This is a genomic window from Oscillochloris sp. ZM17-4, from assembly GCF_019599295.1.
GTDB lineage: Bacteria > Chloroflexota > Chloroflexia > Chloroflexales > Chloroflexaceae > Oscillochloris.
Genome location: NZ_JAIEWN010000038.1, coordinates 24480 through 39326 on the forward strand (window position 1 = coordinate 24480; position 14847 = coordinate 39326).

General features: G+C 68.9%; 11 protein-coding genes and 1 other RNA gene. 3 read left to right on the plus strand and 9 right to left on the minus strand.

Going from position 1 to position 14847, the window contains the following annotated elements:
* Nucleotides 1–2097 (plus strand): peptide ABC transporter substrate-binding protein (locus K2Z83_RS21370; protein ID WP_255604383.1); only part of this gene is annotated, 2097 nt, incomplete at its 5' end.
* Here the strand turns inward: K2Z83_RS21370 and K2Z83_RS21375 are convergent.
* The 7 genes from K2Z83_RS21375 to ssrA all read right to left on the minus strand — a co-directional run bounded on the left by K2Z83_RS21375 (nt 2060) and on the right by ssrA (nt 10716).
* Nucleotides 2060–3037, minus strand: coding sequence for a hypothetical protein (locus K2Z83_RS21375; RefSeq protein WP_220597218.1), 978 nt, complete (start codon nt 3035–3037; stop codon nt 2060–2062). The two genes, K2Z83_RS21370 and K2Z83_RS21375, sit on opposite strands and share 38 nt — an antisense overlap.
* Nucleotides 3038–3210: 173 nt before the next feature.
* Nucleotides 3211–4368 (minus strand): 6-phosphofructokinase, encoded by a 1158-nt coding sequence (locus K2Z83_RS21380; RefSeq protein ID WP_220597219.1) that lies wholly within the window; start codon nt 4366–4368, stop codon nt 3211–3213.
* A gap of 152 nt (nt 4369–4520) precedes the next feature.
* Nucleotides 4521–6746 carry a 6-phosphofructokinase gene (locus tag K2Z83_RS21385; RefSeq protein ID WP_220597220.1) on the minus strand — a complete coding sequence of 742 codons (2226 nt, stop codon included), beginning with the start codon at nt 6744–6746 and terminating at the stop codon, nt 4521–4523.
* Between the two features lie 41 nt (nt 6747–6787).
* Entirely contained in the window at nt 6788–7735 is a 948-nt protein-coding gene (locus K2Z83_RS21390; protein ID WP_220597221.1) for a ribose-phosphate pyrophosphokinase, read from the minus strand.
* A gap of 81 nt (nt 7736–7816) precedes the next feature.
* Nucleotides 7817–9187: a hypothetical protein gene (locus tag K2Z83_RS21395; protein ID WP_220597222.1), complete on the minus strand. Its 1371-nt coding sequence runs from the start codon at nt 9185–9187 to the stop codon at nt 7817–7819.
* A gap of 14 nt (nt 9188–9201) precedes the next feature.
* Nucleotides 9202–10200: a CRISPR system precrRNA processing endoribonuclease RAMP protein Cas6 gene (gene cas6, locus K2Z83_RS21400; RefSeq protein WP_220597223.1), complete on the minus strand. Its 999-nt coding sequence runs from the start codon at nt 10198–10200 to the stop codon at nt 9202–9204.
* Nucleotides 10201–10344: 144 nt separating this feature from the next.
* Nucleotides 10345–10716, minus strand: a transfer-messenger RNA (tmRNA) gene (ssrA, locus tag K2Z83_RS21405).
* Between the two features lie 103 nt (nt 10717–10819).
* Between ssrA and K2Z83_RS21410 the strand changes: the two genes are divergently transcribed.
* Nucleotides 10820–11749, plus strand: coding sequence for an esterase family protein (locus K2Z83_RS21410; RefSeq protein WP_220597224.1), 930 nt, complete (start codon nt 10820–10822; stop codon nt 11747–11749).
* 42 nt (nt 11750–11791) lie between these two features.
* Nucleotides 11792–13216 (plus strand): sensor histidine kinase, encoded by a 1425-nt coding sequence (locus K2Z83_RS21415; RefSeq protein ID WP_220597225.1) that lies wholly within the window; start codon nt 11792–11794, stop codon nt 13214–13216.
* 60 nt (nt 13217–13276) lie between these two features.
* Here K2Z83_RS21415 and K2Z83_RS21420 read toward each other — a convergent pair whose 3' ends face one another.
* Together K2Z83_RS21420 and ruvA are read right to left on the minus strand one after the other, a co-directional pair.
* A complete protein-coding gene (locus tag K2Z83_RS21420; RefSeq protein WP_255604384.1) occupies nt 13277–13960 on the minus strand; it encodes a hypothetical protein in 684 nt (227 codons plus the stop codon).
* A gap of 127 nt (nt 13961–14087) precedes the next feature.
* Complete coding sequence (gene ruvA / locus K2Z83_RS21425; RefSeq protein ID WP_220597226.1) at nt 14088–14681, minus strand: Holliday junction branch migration protein RuvA; 594 nt, start codon at nt 14679–14681, stop codon at nt 14088–14090.
* Between the last annotated feature and the right edge of the window lie 166 nt (nt 14682–14847).

The window sequence follows — 14847 nt, forward strand, 5'->3', positions numbered from 1 at the left end:
GAGACGCTGCAGCTGGCGGCGGTGCTCGGGCCGGGATTCGCCCCGCGCCTGCTGGCCGCCCTGGCCGGCCCCGGCGCGCCGCTCGACGCCCGGCTAGAGGCGCTGGAGGGGGCGGGGTTCCTGCTGCGCGACGGCGAGGGCTACGGGTTTCGGCACATCCTCATCCGCGAGAGCGCCTACGGGGCCATGCTCTTCGAGCGGCGGCGCGGCCACCACGGCGCGGCGGCGGCGGCGATCGAGCGGCTCTACCCGACCCGGCTGGCCGAGCGCTCCGGCGAGCTGGCCGAGCACTACGAGCGGGCCGAGCAGCTGGGCGCGGCCGCGCGCTACCACGGCCAGGCCGCCGACGGTGCCCGCCTGCTCTACGCCAACGCCGAGGCCGAGGCCGGCTACCGCCACGTGCTGGCGCTGCTGGAGAAGGGCGACGGCGACGAGGGCCTGCGCGCCCGCACCTACCTCAAGCTGGCCCAGGTGCAGATGAACGCCGGCGACTACGCGGCCGCCCAGGAGCTCTACGACGTGGCGTTTGAGCTGCTGGAGCGCGAGGAGTCCGCGCGGGGGCCGAAGCGGGATGATCGACACACGCCGATGTTCCGGATGGCAACATTGGAGCCCACGAGCCTCGATCCGGCCTCGCTGGACTCTACCATCGGGGTAGATATACTGCGTAATCTGTTCGAGGGTCTTGTTGCGCTCGATGACGATCTCAATGTTGTCCCGGCTGTAGCTAGGCGCTGGCGCTTCGAGGAGGCGGGACGCCGCTGCATCTTTGAGCTGCAGCCGGGACTGCACTGGAGCGATGGGTGCGCGCTGACCGCATTTGACTTTGTCTTCGCCTGGAGGCGCAACCTCGAACCGCTTACGAGCGCGGGTTTTGCCGAAAGGCTATATTTCCTTCAGGGAGCCGCCGCATACCACCAGGGCCGGTCAACCACCTTTGCGGATGTGGGCGCGCGCGCCATCGACACGCACACGATCGAGGTGACACTGACCGAGCCATCAGCCTACTTCCTCTCGATCCTGGCCTACCCGATCGCCTTCCCGCAGCCATCCCACGTGATCGCCCGCTATGGCGCAGCGTGGAGCCAGCCCGATCACCTCGTCTGCAACGGCCCCTTCACTGTCCTCGCGTGGCACCGCGAGCATCACCTACAGCTCGGGGTGAATAGGCACTACCACAGCCCGCAGCGGGTCGGCCTGAATCAGGCCCAGCTGCTCTTTCTGGCCCCGTCCGAGGAGCTCGCCCACCGCAAGGATCTCGACCTTTGCCGCGTGGTGGCGCATAACAATCTGCTCCAGGGCGAGGAGAGTCGGCTGATCACCCTCAACTACCTGGCCACATACTTTTTGATCTTCAGCGTTGGGCTGGCCTCAAGCCCGAGCCGGAATACCAGGTGCGCGCTGGCAGCCTGTATTGATCGCGATCAGCTCGTGCAGGAGGTGTGGGGCGGCGTGCAGCAGCCGGCGAATGGCGGGCTGGTGCCGCCGGGGCTGCTCGGCCACTCGCCGAACCTGGGCGTCGCCTTCGACCCAGCCCGCGCCCGCGCCCTGCTTGGCGCAGCCGCCAGGCCGCGCCTGAGGATGGCGACCATGATCGGCTTCGGTGAGACCCCCGCCTTTTTGCAGCGGGCCTGGCACCTCCACGGCGGTCTCGACGTTGAGGTCGAGCGCGATGTGGCCGGAGATCAGCTTATCGAGGGGCTGCGCGACGGCCACTACCAGATCGCGCTGATCGGCTGGGAGGCCGAGTACCCCGACCCGGACAACTTCTTGCGCACGCTCTTCCATAGCGCGAGCGCGGCGAACTACGTTGGCTGGCGCAATCCGGCCTACGACGCGCTGGTCGAGCGGGCCGCGCGCGCGACGCGCCAGGCGCAGCGCGCCCAGCTCTACCGCGAGGCGGAGCGCATCCTGGTGCTCGATGAGGTCGCATGTGTCCCGCTCTATTACGAGCGCGTCTATAGCGTCTTACAGCCATCATTCAGGCTGCGCAGCGAGTCGCGCCTAATCCACGGCGGCCAGATCCGCCTGGCGCAGGTTGATCTGGCGCCACAGCAGCCTAGCGCCTCACGAGCGGCAGAAATACCTGGCTGGTGAACACGCTGACCCCCGCGTCAACGCGCAGCCCGCTGGCGCTGAAGCTGTTGTCCAAAAGGTAGACCTTCGCCGCGCCGCTGCTGCCGACGGGGCGGGTGATGCAGAGGTCGGCCGTGCCGCCGGCCCCTGCGTTTGAGTCAAACGTGTTGCCGCGCAGGGTGATGGTTCCATTCTCCAGGACGATCTTCCCGCCGCCGCAGTCGCCGGCGGCGCTGTTGCGCTGCACCGTCGTGCGCGAGATATCCACCGTGCTGCCGCCGCGCACTACAATGGTGAAGCCGCCGCCGTCGCCCCCGGCTGAGAGATCCTCAAACAGGCTGTCGCTGATCGTCAGGCGCGAGCCATTGTCGAGGTCGAGGTAGATGCCGCCACCGTCGCCGAGCGCGCCGAGCGTGCCGCTGAAGGAGAAGTCGGGCCGGAAGGCGCTATTGTCAATGGTGATCGTCGCCCCGCTGAGCTTCGGGCTGCCCGCCAGGCCGACAACCCGCATGCCGCCGCCGTTGCCGCTGATCTGGTCGGTGCTGAGGGCATTGATGCTGCGCACCAGGAGGCTGGTCACGCCCTCGTCGAGGCTGAAGACCGGGTTGGTGTTATCGGCGCGCAGGCCGCTGCGGTCGGCGGGGTTATAGGTCAGCCCGGCGGCGAGCATATCGGCGCGGCTGGTGAAGACGCCGGTGCTGTTGCCGCCGCAGTCAGAGTTGGGGGACGACCAGCCGCCCTCGATCTCCATGTTCACCTTAATAATCGCCCCGTTGACATTCCGGCCGAAGTCCTGCTCGTAGAGCGGGGTGAAGATATCGCCGGCGACAGCGTTGTTGATGACGTCGTCGGGGCCGCTGGCGCAGCCAGGGCCGGCGCCTTTAAGCGCCGCCTCCGCAGGCGCAGCAGAGGTGATCAGCAGGCCAGCAACAAGCAGCGTGATCAGGTAGCGCACACGCATAGCATGACCTCCATCGGCAGATGGCGCGGCGCCGGGCGGGGGTGTGGTAACAAGTGAGGGCGGGCGCAAGTAATAACAAGGCCCGCCCATCATAGCACGCTGGGGAGAGGAATGGGGGATGGGAGTTGGGGGATGGGAGTTGGATCTACGCCCCAACCCCCAACCCCCATCCCCTAATACAGAAACATCGGCTTGCCGAGCAGGTGGGTCATGTGCGGGCGGTACTCGTTCACGTCGTAGAGCTCGTCCACCGCCACGCGCTTGACGCCCAGGGTGGCCATGTCGGCCGACACCGTGGTGTAGACGCCGTTCTGGAGGGCCACCATCAGGCCGCTGTGGCCGCGCTCAAGCTCCTGGATGGCCAGGTTGCCGTAGGACGTGGCCACCATGCGGTCGAGCGAGTCGGGGGCGCCGGCGCGCATCAGGTAGGCCAGCTGCTGGTTCACCACGTCCACGCCGGTGATCTTCTTGATCGCCTCGCCGACGGTCTGGCCGATGCCGCCCAGCTTCCGGTGGCCGTAGGCGTCCTCCTGGCCGTACTCGACTACCTGGCCGCCGAGCATGCTCGCGCCCTCGGAGACGACCACCACCGCGTAGTTGCTGGGGTTCGTGTTGCGGTCGTTGAGCGCCATGGCGGCCAGGCGCTCGATGTCGAAGGGCACCTCGCTGATCAGCGCCCGGTCGGCGTCGGAGAGGTAGGCCGCGATCAGGGCCGTCTCGCCGCTGTTGCGGCCGAACAGCTCGACCACGGCGATCCGCTCGTGGCTGCCGGCAGGGGTGCGCAGCGAGTTGATAAACTCGACGCTGCGGGTGATCGCGGTGCTGAAGCCGATGCAGTAGTCGGTGCCGAAGACATCGTTGTCCATCGTCTTGGGGATGGAGACGACCCGCACGCCCTCCTTGTGCAGGCGCACGGCGAAGGAGAGCGTGTCGTCGCCGCCGATCGGGATGAGCGCGTCGATCTTCAGCTTCTCGATCACCCTCAGGACGTGGTCGGTGCAGTCGACGGTCTTCTTCTCGCCGAAGGCGTAGTTCGGGGCGAGGAAGTCGGGCATGTTCGACTTGCTCACCTTCTGGGGGTTGGTGCGCGAGGTGTGCAGGTGGGTGCCGCCGTAGCGGTCGATCGTGCGCACGTCGCGTCGGGCGAGCGGCTCGACCCACTCGCGCTGCTGCTCCTCGGGCAGGTCGAGCTTGTAGTTGAGCAGGCCCGCCCAGCCCCGCCGGATGCCCAGGACGTCCCAGTTGTTCGATGCGGCGCGGTTGACCACCGCCTTGATGCACGGGTTGAGCCCGGGCACATCGCCGCCGCCGGTCAGGATGCCGATCTTCATCGCGTGTTCCTCCTCGTTGATGGAAACCTGCGACCGACACGGTCGCGTGGATGATATGGAGTCTCTCATCTGGGCCGTGGCCGGCGTGGCCGAAGCATCCGCCCGCTGAGTCGCGGCGGGTACCGCGTGGGGCAGGGGCGAATGCTTCGGCCCTACTCCGGCGGGTGGTTGAGGGCGCGGGCGACATCGCGCAGGGCCATCCACCACTGCTCGCGCGGGCGGGCGTTCTCGGCGTCCATCATGCGCGGCACGTCCTCGATGTTGAGGATCTGCACCTTGCCATTCTTGTAGCCGATGAAGGCGCCGTTGGCCTCGCCGCGGCCGCCGTTGGCGATCAGGAACTCGACGCAGCGCACGGCCAGGCGGGTGGCCTGGATGCGGTCGAAGGGCGAGGGGTCGCCGCCCTGCTGGAGGTGGCCGAGGATCGCCTGGCGCACCTCGAAGAGGTCGCCGCCCTCCTCCTCGAAGAGCGCGCACATAAAGCCGGTGGTGTAGATCGGGTTGGCCTTCTCGTTGCGCACCATCAGGCTCAGGCGCTTGCCGCGCTGGAACCAGTAGCGCATCTCCTCCAGGTCGCGCTGCATGTCGCGCAGGGTGATGCCCTCCTCGGGCAGGTAGACCCGCTCGGCGCCGCTGGAGAGGCCGCCCATCAGAGCCAGGTAGCCGCAGTCGCGGCCCATCACCTCGACCACGAAGCAGCGGCGCGAGGCGACGGCGCTCTGCTTGATCCGGTCGACGGCCTGGACGATGTTGTTGAGGGCGGTGTCGGCGCCGATGCTGAGCTCGGAGCCGGGCAGGTTGTTGTTGATGCTGGCCGGCAGGCAGATCATGGGGATGTTGAAGGCCGGGAAGATATGCCGCTCACTATGGAGCTTATGGCATGCCTGGTAGCCCGACCAGCCGCCGATCATCAGGATGCCGTCGATGCTGTGGCGCTCGATGTTGCGGGCGATCTGGTAGAGCTCGGCGCCCTGGGGGATCTTGCGGTTGGTGCCGAGCTCGGCGCCGCCGAGGGTGGCCCAGCCGCTCACGCTCATCCAGTCCATCTCGCGGATATCGCCCTCGATCAGGCCCTGGAAGCCGCCGCGCACGCCGAGCATGGTGTGGCCGTGGTCGATGCTGAGCCGCACGGCCACGCGCACCGCCGTGTTCATGCCCGGCGCCGGGCCGCCCGAGTGCAGCACGGCCAGGCGCAGCGGGCGCTCGGCGCGGCTGGCCTGCGGCGGCTGCGACTGCACCAGGGTGGCGAGCGTGCGGAAGGCCTCGCTGAAGCTGCCGCCGCGCAGCTCCATGGCCCGTCCGTAGTCGTGGGCGGCGATCGCCTCGGCCACGGCGCGGGTGTCGGCCACACATGTCATCAGCGGCATGCGGGTGACGCGGTTCTCGCGCATGCCGATCAGCTGCGGCTCGCGCTCGGGGGTGGCCCCGAGCAGCTCGATCACAGCGGTGTGGCCGATCAGGGTGCTCATCCAGCGGTCGAAGGCGCTCGGCGATCCGCCGCGCTGCACGTGGCCCAGGATGGTCACGCGGGTATCCTCGCCGAGCCGATCCTCCAGCAGGCGCTTGATCTGGTCGGCGGTGATCGGGTTGCCGTAGCGGTCGCGGGCGCCCTCGGCCACCACCACGATGCTGTCGCGGCGGCCGCTCAGGCGGCCGGTCTCGAGCACCTCGCAGACGTGGGTCTCCCAGTCGTCCACCTCGGGGGGCTGCTCGGGGATGAAGGCCCAGTCGGCGCCGCCGGAGATCGCGCCCATCAGGGCCAGGTAGCCGCAGTGGCGGCCCATCACCTCGATCACAAAGGTGCGCTGGTGGCTGGCGGCCGTAGAGCTGATCGCGTCGAGCGCCTCGGTGATCCGGTGCAGGGCCGTGTCGGCCCCGATGGTCATGTCGGTGCCGCAGAAGTCGTTGTCGATCGAGCCGACCATGCCGACGATGCCCAGAAAGGGGTGGCGCGCGGCGGTGGCGGCGTCGATCGCGCCCTCGGCCAGCAGCTCGGCCAGCAGCTCGGGCCACTCCTGGCGGAACAGGTTCGCCCCGGTCAGGCTGCCGTCGCCGCCGATCACCACCAGGCGGTCGATGCCGTGGGCGAGCAGGTTCGCCACGGCCTGGCGGCGGCCCTCGCGGGTGCGGAAGCCGGCGCTGCGGGCGGTGCCGATCACCGTGCCGCCCTTCTGGATGATGCCGCCCACGTCGTCCCAGTCCATGCGCCGGATCAGGTCGCCGCCCACGATCATCCCCTGGTAGCCCTCATAGATCGCGTACACCTCACAGCCGCGGCTGATCCCGGTGCGGACCACCGAGCGCACCGCCGGGTTCATGCCGGGCGCGTCGCCACCGCTCGTCAGCACGCCGATGCGTAGCGTCTCTTGCGCGGTCATACGATTATCTCCCCCAAAGCTTCCCGGAAGCTCTAGTCCCCTCACACGGGGAACATCCCGCTGATAGACTCATGTGTGTAGATGCGCCGGATGGCCTCGGCGAAGAGGGGCGCCACCGAGACGACCTGCATCTTCGGCGAGAGCTGCGCCGGCTGAGTCTCGATCGTGTCGGTGTAGAGCAGCTTCTTCAGCGGGCTGCCGTCGATCTTCTCGATCGCGCTGGGGGTGAACACGCCGTGGGTCACCATCGCATACACCTCAAGGGCGCCGGCCTCGATCAGCCGGACAGCCACCTGGGTCAGGGTGCCGCCCGAGATCGTGAAGTCATCGACGATCAGGGCTGTCTTACCGGCGACATCGCCGATGATCTCGAGCACCTCCGCGTTCTCGCTGTGGTCGGGGCGCTCCTTGTTGGCGATCGCCAGGGACGCGCCGAGGTAGGAGGCGTAGCGCCGGGCCGCCTTGACGAAGCCGGCGTCGGGCGAGACCACCACCAGGTTGGGCAGATCCAGCCCGCGCACATAGTCGCAGAGCACCGGCAGGGCGTACAGGTTGTCCACCGGGATGCGGAAGAAGCCCTGGATCTGCGGCGCGTGCAGATCCATCGTCACCACCCGGTCGGCCCCGGCCGCCTCGATGCAGTCGGCGCAGACGCGGGCGCGGATGCTCACCCGGGGCTCGTCCTTCTTGTCGCCCTTGGCGTAGCTGAAGTAGGGCATGACGACCGTGACCGAGGCGGCGCTGGCCCGCTTCAGGGCGTCGATCCAGAACAGCAGCTCCATAAAGCTGTCGTTCGTCGGGAAGACCGTGCCCTGCACGATGAAGGCCTCGCGGCCGCGGACATTCTCTAGGACGCGCACGAAGGTGTTGCCCTCAGAGAAGATCTTCGTCTCGTTCCTGCCGGGCAGCGTGTTGAGGTGGGCGCAGATGCGCTCGGTGAGTCCGCGGCTGCTGCTGCCGCCGAAGATGACGACATCCTCGAAGCCCATGGCGATTCTCCAGGTCGGGCGACGTTCCGGCGGCTAGTATAGCACGAAGGTGCAGAGGGAAAGTTTACGCGAGGGAGGCCGTTACGTCTCCCATGTTTGCCAGGGGGCAGCAATGCCCGGGCCGAACCGGGTCAGCGGGCGGGCGAGCAGCGACGCGCCGCTGTCGGCGGTGTACTCGCGCGCGCGCAACGTCTTGCGGTCGGCGAGCAGCCCGCTCAGCGCGAAGTGCCAGTCGAGGGCGGATTCGGTCTTGATGCGACCAGCTGCGCGCAGCATATCTTTGCCCCCCTTGCAGAGCTCCTCGGCCAGGCCGTAGGCGCGGGCGAAGGGGTAGTGGGTCTTGACGATCGCCACCCCGGCGCAGGCGTGGGCCTCGCCTCCGGGAAGCTCGACCGTACGGGTCGCCTCGTGAAAGTGACGCAGGTAGCTGGCGGCCAGGGCCAGGCCGAGCCGCCCGTCGCACACAAAGGTCAGATCATCGCCGCCATAGACCAGCGGGCGCAGCGGGAGGTAGCGCTTGTTCTTATCATCCTTATCTCTTGGGAGGCCGGCCAGGAACAGCACCAGCGGATCATCGGGGTCGCGCTGCTTCTCAGTCGCGAAGGCGGCGGCCATCTCCGCAATCATGTTCTGGAGGGCGAGGATGCCCGCCTCATTCACCTTGGCGGAGAGCTCACGGATCCTCGTGATCAGCTCGCGGGCCGGCAGATCCTGGCGCAGCAGATCGTCAAAGCGCTGGCCCATCCCGTTCCCATCGGCGTGAACCACCGCGATATAGCTCTGCACGCCCTCGGAGCGGCCCAGGTCGTCGAAGCGATTGGGGATGGCATAGGCAGCGTCCACCTCCGGCGGGAGCAGCGCGCGAAAGCGATCACGGGCAAGCGCTTGCACCCCTGTATCCAGGCGGGCCAGCACATCGGCGCTGGCCGGTCGGGGCGTGTCGTCGTCGCCTTGAAGCGGGGTGAAGCCGACCGCCGGCAGCCCGGTTGAGCGACACTCCAGGCTCACCCCCTGGCCGAGCATGGGCGCGCCGGCAGAGCGGCGCTGCTTGGCCGCGTCCAGGCTGCGGGTCAGCTCGCCGAGCGCCGTGCCCAGGCCGGCATCCCAGGTGAAGGGCTGGTGCGCCACGGCGATCTGCAGGCCGGGCGCATCACAGAGCAGCTTTCGGCTCAGGGTGCGCACGGTTGCCTGCGCGTCATCGAGCGCGCGGAAGAGGACGAGCGCGTTGCCGCCGCCCTGGTAGAGCAGCTCGGCCTGAAACGTAGAATTTTCCTCTATCGGGCGATCAAGGATGGTTTGGCCAGTCGTGTCACGGATGGAATCACGCACCCATTCGCCAATGGCCAGCTCCACCAGCTGCGAGGCGCCCAGGTTCTCGCGCAGCCGGTTGCTGCGGAAGAGGTACTCCTGGATGCCGATCGTGTCAATGAGCGTCAGCGTAAAATCAGACACGCGCTCTCCTTCGCTCAGCGCGGCGACACCTGGACCCAGCCGTGGCCAAAGACGCATGCCTTGCCGACGTGCAGCACACTGGCGGCCAGCAGCGCGGCCCGCACCGCCGGCGGCACCTCGCGCAGCGTGGCCGTGCCGACCAGGCCGCCCATCGTCATCTTGCGGCGCTCGCCGCCGCGGGTGCTGGTGCGATCCCAGTCCACCCAGCGCACCTCGGACTGCTCGACGCGCACGGCGCGGGCGGCCTCCACCAGCGGGCGGTAGTCGGGGCGCCACAGGCCGGGGCCATGAAAGACGGAGAGCGCGCCCAGCCGCCAGCAGATCGCCTGCACGATCGCCCCCAGATCCATCTGCTCAATAAACGCGCCCCGTGATTTGACTCGCAGCGGCGTGCGCAGATTCAGGCGCAGATCGGCGGGCAGATCGGCGGCGCGCACCGGCAGCTCCGCCAGGTTCAGCAGCGGCAGCTCCGGCGGCTCGACCAGCCGCCCGTCCTGGTAGACCGGCGTGCCGACGGCGCGGAAGGGCTCCAGCGCCTCGACCCGCTCCATGCGCGCCTTGGCCAGATCGCGGCCCAGCCCGGCCTTCCCCAGCTCCTCAAAGCCGACCAGAAAGTAGGGCAGAAAGTCGACGCCGCGCCCGATCAGCAGCAGGCCGAACTCCAGCGTCTCGCCGGCGGCATACGGGCGCTTCTGGTCGAGCGGCGGCTCGATCACAAACGGCCGCGGCACATCCTGGAGGTCGTGGAGGTGCGGCACCCCCGCAGGGTGCGGCGTCTCGAAGACCCAGCGGTAGGGGCAGAGCAGCGCGGCGGCGCAGCGGTCGGAGTGGCCCCAGCAGGGCTGGGGGCAGGCGGAGCGCTGGAAGGCGTAGCCGAAGCCGCCGCGCAGCAGGGCGCCCTTATCGCCGGGGAGGGTCGTATCCTCCAGGAGCCGATAGGTCACGCGGGCGCGCAGCACGGCGAGCGGGGGGAATGGGAGGGCCAGGTCGGGCGGGGGGCCAGGCAGAACCATGGGCCGTCCTTCGTGACTACGAGGGTACATGGTGCTTCGAGGATGAAGTCAGTATAGCATCCGGCTGCGCCGGTCGCAACCTGATCCACATCAGCGACATGCACAGCGCCCGGACGAACATCGTCCGGGCGCTGCTGTGAGTATTGGTGGAGATGGGGGGAGTCGAACCCCCGTCCAGAAAGTTGGACCGCACACGTCTACAGGTTTATCCCATTGTTTGAGCTCGCCCGCGGCCCCACAGTGGGCAAAGGTGCCTTTGGGCAAGCCGATGTATCTTAGTCTCAGGCTAACCGGCGTTTACCCGAGAAGCACCCGACTTGCTGACGTCGTACCCCCAACCATCGGGTGAGCTGAGGACGACGCGCTACCTAATTAGGCAGCGAGGGCCATGCTCCCATAAGAAGCACGGGCCCAGTTCTTGTTGTTGGCAGTTATTGCCGTTTGCCCCTTTAACGTGACTGGGCGGCACGACCTGCAATCTACGGCTTGCGCTCCCTGTCGAGACCAAGCATCCCCGTACACGTCATCATTATACCGCGCCGCCGCCCGCCGTCAATGCGCCCTTTGATGGAGCTGCGTTAGAATCGCCGCGTCGCGCCGGATGGCGTATAATCTGCCTATGCTTGACCCGTCGCACCACGACCCGCGCGCCCGCCTGCTGCGCCTCCCCAGCCCCGCCCTCGGCGTCGCCAGGGGCGCGTACGTCTACCTGCCGCCCGAGTACGCCCAGGCCGGCCGGCGCTTCCCCGCGCTCTACCTGCTGCGCGGCCACGAGCGCGAGTGGGTCAACCCGCGCGAGGACGACAGCCGCGGCGAGACGACGGTGATCGATGTCTATGAGCGCCTGCGCGCCGCCGATCTGATCGGCCCCATGATCCTGGTGATGCCGGGCATGTCCAGCGACGATAACGCCGTCCCCGGCATGCTCACCGACTTCCGCCAGCCCGAGCGCGCCGCCGACGCCCCCGGTGTCGGCAGCGGCATGTTCCAGCGCTTCTTCTTCGCGGATCTCATCCCCGCCATCGACCGCAGCCTGCGCACGATCCCGGCCGCCCGCGCCATCGCCGGATTCTCGCTCGGCGGCTATATGGCCGTCAAGGCCGCCGCCCTCCGCCCCGACCTGTTCGTCAGCGTCGGCGTCTTCGACGCCTCCATCCCCTACGCCAGCGACTACGGGCGCGCCGCGCGGCCCGGCGACAGCATCTTCGCCATGCCCATGTTCGACCCGGCCCTCGGCGTCCCGCGCGACCCGGCGCACCTCGCCGACCAGAGCCCGGTCGTCCTGCTGATGCGCGCCGACCCGGCGGCCATCCGCCGGATCGCCTGGGCCGTCCAGTACGGCCCCGAGCATATTGAGCCGTGGGGCTCCAACTTCTACCGGGGCGAGCACCTGATGCGCGCCCTGCGCAGCCTCGGCGTGCGCAACCTCGCCCCCGTCGACGCCATCCCCGACGGCCAGCACACCTGGCAGGTCGCCGACCGGCATATCGAGCAGACGCTGCCCATCCACTGGGGGGCGCTTCGCGCAGTGCTGAGTGTTGAGTGTTGAGTTACAGCACTCAACACTCAACACTCAACACTCAACACTCAGATGTCACAGCACAAGCAGCGTGACACCATCCAGATCCTGCGCGGCCTGCGCTGGCCCCTCGCCGGCGCGGTGGGCCTCGTCTTCGCCCTGGTCCGCCTCGTCGAGACGCTGATCATCGGGGCGTCCGAGGCCGCCCCGGCGGGCCGTATGATCGACTCGGTCGTCTGGGGCGGCCTGGCCGGGGCGGCGGTCTGGGCGGTGCTCAGCTGGGCCGCCCGCCAGGAGCGGCGCCGGCGCAGCGCCGAGGCGGCCATGCTCGCCGAGCTGCGCAGCTCGAACGCCCGCCTTGCGCAGCTCTACGAGCTTAACCAGCGCATCGCCTCCAGCGCCACGCTCGACGATGTCCTCGACTATGCGATCACCCTGCCGGCCAGCCTGCTCGGCGCCCGCGCCGCCGCCCTGGTGCTGCGCGACGAGGGCGGCCAGCCCCTCGACGCCCGCCGCGTCGGGGTGAGCGCCGAGGAGCTCCAGAGCGCCCGCGCGACCTTCGGCCTGCTGCCTAGCCCGCCCGATCTGGGCGGCCCCCGCGCCGTGCTGGACCCCAACGCCGCTCCCGGCGGCCTGCTCGCCGCCGCCGTCCTGCCCCTCGCCGAGGGCGACGATGATCCCGTCGGCTGGATCGAGGCATACCTCAGCGACCCCGCCAGCTATGACGGCAGAGTCCTCGACGGCAGGCTCCCCGCCGAGAGCGAGGCCCTGCTGATCACGGTGGCCGGCGAGCTGGCCGAGGCCGTGCAGGGCAGCCGCCGCCGCGCCCGCGAGATCGCCAGCGTGGCCGCCCTGGAGCAGGCGATCATGGCCGAGCGCACCCGCATCGCCCGCGACCTCCACGACGGCGTGGCCCAGAGCCTGGCCTTCATGCGCATGCGCGTCGACCTCTGGGAGGACTGGGTCGGCCAGGACCCGGCCCGCCTGCGCGAGGAGTTCGCGGCCATGAAGGTCAACCTGCGCCAGCAGATCGAGGAGCTGCGCCGGGCGATCTTCGCCCTGCGCCCCTTCGAGCTCGGCCAGCTCGGCTTCGGCGGGGCGCTGCGCCGCTTTGTGCGCGAGTTCGCCGGGCAGCAGGGCTGGGAGATCGACCTCGACCTGGCCGACCTTCCCGCCGACCTGCCCCTCGCCCTTGAGCTGGCCGCCTTCCGCTTTGTGCAGGAGGGGCTGAACAACGCCGCCAAGCACGCCCAGGCCGGCGCGGTTGCGGTGGGGCTGCGCCAGATCGACGGCGGCCTCCAGATCGTGGTGCGCGACGACGGGGCTGGATTCAACCCCGGCGATGTGGCCGAGGGGCCGGGCGGCCGCCTCGGCCTGCGCCAGATGCGCGAGCGGGCCGCCGCCCTCGACGGCCGGGTGACGGTGATCTCACGGCCCGGCGCCGGCGCCGAGCTGCGGGTCTGGCTGCCTCTGGCCTACGCGAAGGAGATGATATAACAGAGGTGGGCGCAACAAGCTGCGCCCACCTCTGTTATATCGATATTCGCTGACGAATCCCTACGGCTTGCTGCTGTCCGGCGGGGTCTCGGGCATGGGCAGCAGCGGCGCGATCGGGTCTACCAGCCGGTGGACGATCGCCCCGAGCCGCTGGAACTGCGGGCCGAGCTCCGTCTCCGCCAGCGGGATGCTCACCGGCACGTCGAGCTGCACCGGGATCGTCACGCTGTCCAGCGGGATGTTCATCTTGAGCGCGATCTGGAGCGGCGTGCCCTCGGGCAGCGTCAGGTTGATGTTGTTGGCGCGCAGACGGTTGCCGTTGCCCAGGTCGATGTCGGCGCCGGTCAGCACCAGCGGCACTGGCTGGGTCAGCGTCACCTCGGTCACCTGATCGACGGGGACGAAGATACCCTTGCCCTCCAGCGAGAGCGGCTGGCTCAGCGGGATGGTCGTCCTGATCGTCGCGCCCTCGAGCTGCGCCACCACGTCCTGGAGCTCCGAGAGATTGCCGGCCGCGAAGGTCGTCGTGCTGCCGGCCAGCCCGGCGACCTGCCCCCGGTTCGAGAGCAGCACGCCGGCCAGCACGCCGACGATGATCAGCAGGACGATGTTGATCAGGAAGGATGTCCAGATCATGGCCTTGTAGAGCGGCGCGAGGCGGGCGTACCGCTTCGTGACTCGGCCGGTCGGGCGGGCGGCGTCGACCTCTGGGGCGGCCATAGCGGCGTGAGTCTGCTCGGCCATACCTTCATCCTCCTGCGCCCGTCTGCCATACGGCGACGGCGCATGCGATATGTGTCCTCGTTTCTACGCCGCATCATACCACGCGGGCGCGTAGATTCAAGAGCCTGCTGGCATCGCCGCCCCCGCGCTACACGCTGCCGAAGTAGCGCAGGGCCAGGCGCAGGCGCTGCTCCAGCTCCTCGGGGGCGTCGGCGGGCAGCGCGCCGATCGCCGAGGCCGCCTCGGCGCCGCTGTAGCCCAGGCTCATCAGGAGGTCGGCCAGGTCGCTGTTCACCCCGGCGGCGGCCGGGCTGGCCCCGGATGCGGCCGGCAGCCCCTTGAGGTCGATCTTGCCCTTCAGCTCAAGCACCAGCCGCTCGGCCGTCTTCTTGCCGATGCCGGGCACCCGCGAGAGCCGGGCCGTGTCGCCCTGGGCCACCGCCGCGCGGATCTCGTCGGGCTGGCCCGACGAGAGCAGGCTCATGGCCACCTTCGGGCCGATCCCGGTCACCCCGATCAGGCTCTCGAAGAGCGCCCGCTGGGCCACGCTGGCGAATCCGTACAGAGTCATCGAGTCCTCGCGGACGATCATCTGGGTGTGCATGAAGATCTGGTCGCCCACCGCCCCGACCGCGCCCAGCACGCTGCGCGGCGCGTAGACCAGCCAGCCCACCCCGCCCGTCTCTATCACCAGGTGGTCGACGCCAATATGGATGAGCGTGCCGCGCAGCGATGCGATCATAGGTGTCCTTATGCTAAACAGCGTGCGCCGCAGATTATACCATTGGGGCTGCGCCCAGCCCAAGCTTTTTGCTGAAGCGTGGCAGCTTCGCTGCCACGCTTCAGCAAAAAAGACTGTCAGCGCGAATAAGCGCTGGGTACACCTGGGAGCGTCGGTGGCCCCGCTC

Excerpts from the sequence above, each read along its gene's own strand:
- K2Z83_RS21375 (WP_220597218.1), bottom strand. The coding sequence starts at position 3,037 with ATGCGTGTGCGCTACCTGATCACGCTGCTTGTTGCTGGCCTGCTGATC.
- K2Z83_RS21380 (WP_220597219.1), bottom strand. The coding sequence starts at position 4,368 with ATGAAGATCGGCATCCTGACCGGCGGCGGCGATGTGCCCGGGCTCAAC.
- K2Z83_RS21385 (WP_220597220.1), bottom strand. The coding sequence starts at position 6,746 with ATGACCGCGCAAGAGACGCTACGCATCGGCGTGCTGACGAGCGGTGGC.
- K2Z83_RS21390 (WP_220597221.1), bottom strand. The coding sequence starts at position 7,735 with ATGGGCTTCGAGGATGTCGTCATCTTCGGCGGCAGCAGCAGCCGCGGA.
- cas6 (WP_220597223.1), bottom strand. The coding sequence starts at position 10,200 with ATGGTTCTGCCTGGCCCCCCGCCCGACCTGGCCCTCCCATTCCCCCCG.
- K2Z83_RS21410 (WP_220597224.1), top strand. The coding sequence starts at position 10,820 with ATGCTTGACCCGTCGCACCACGACCCGCGCGCCCGCCTGCTGCGCCTC.
- K2Z83_RS21415 (WP_220597225.1), top strand. The coding sequence starts at position 11,792 with ATGTCACAGCACAAGCAGCGTGACACCATCCAGATCCTGCGCGGCCTG.
- K2Z83_RS21420 (WP_255604384.1), bottom strand. The coding sequence starts at position 13,960 with ATGGCCGAGCAGACTCACGCCGCTATGGCCGCCCCAGAGGTCGACGCC.
- ruvA (WP_220597226.1), bottom strand. The coding sequence starts at position 14,681 with ATGATCGCATCGCTGCGCGGCACGCTCATCCATATTGGCGTCGACCAC.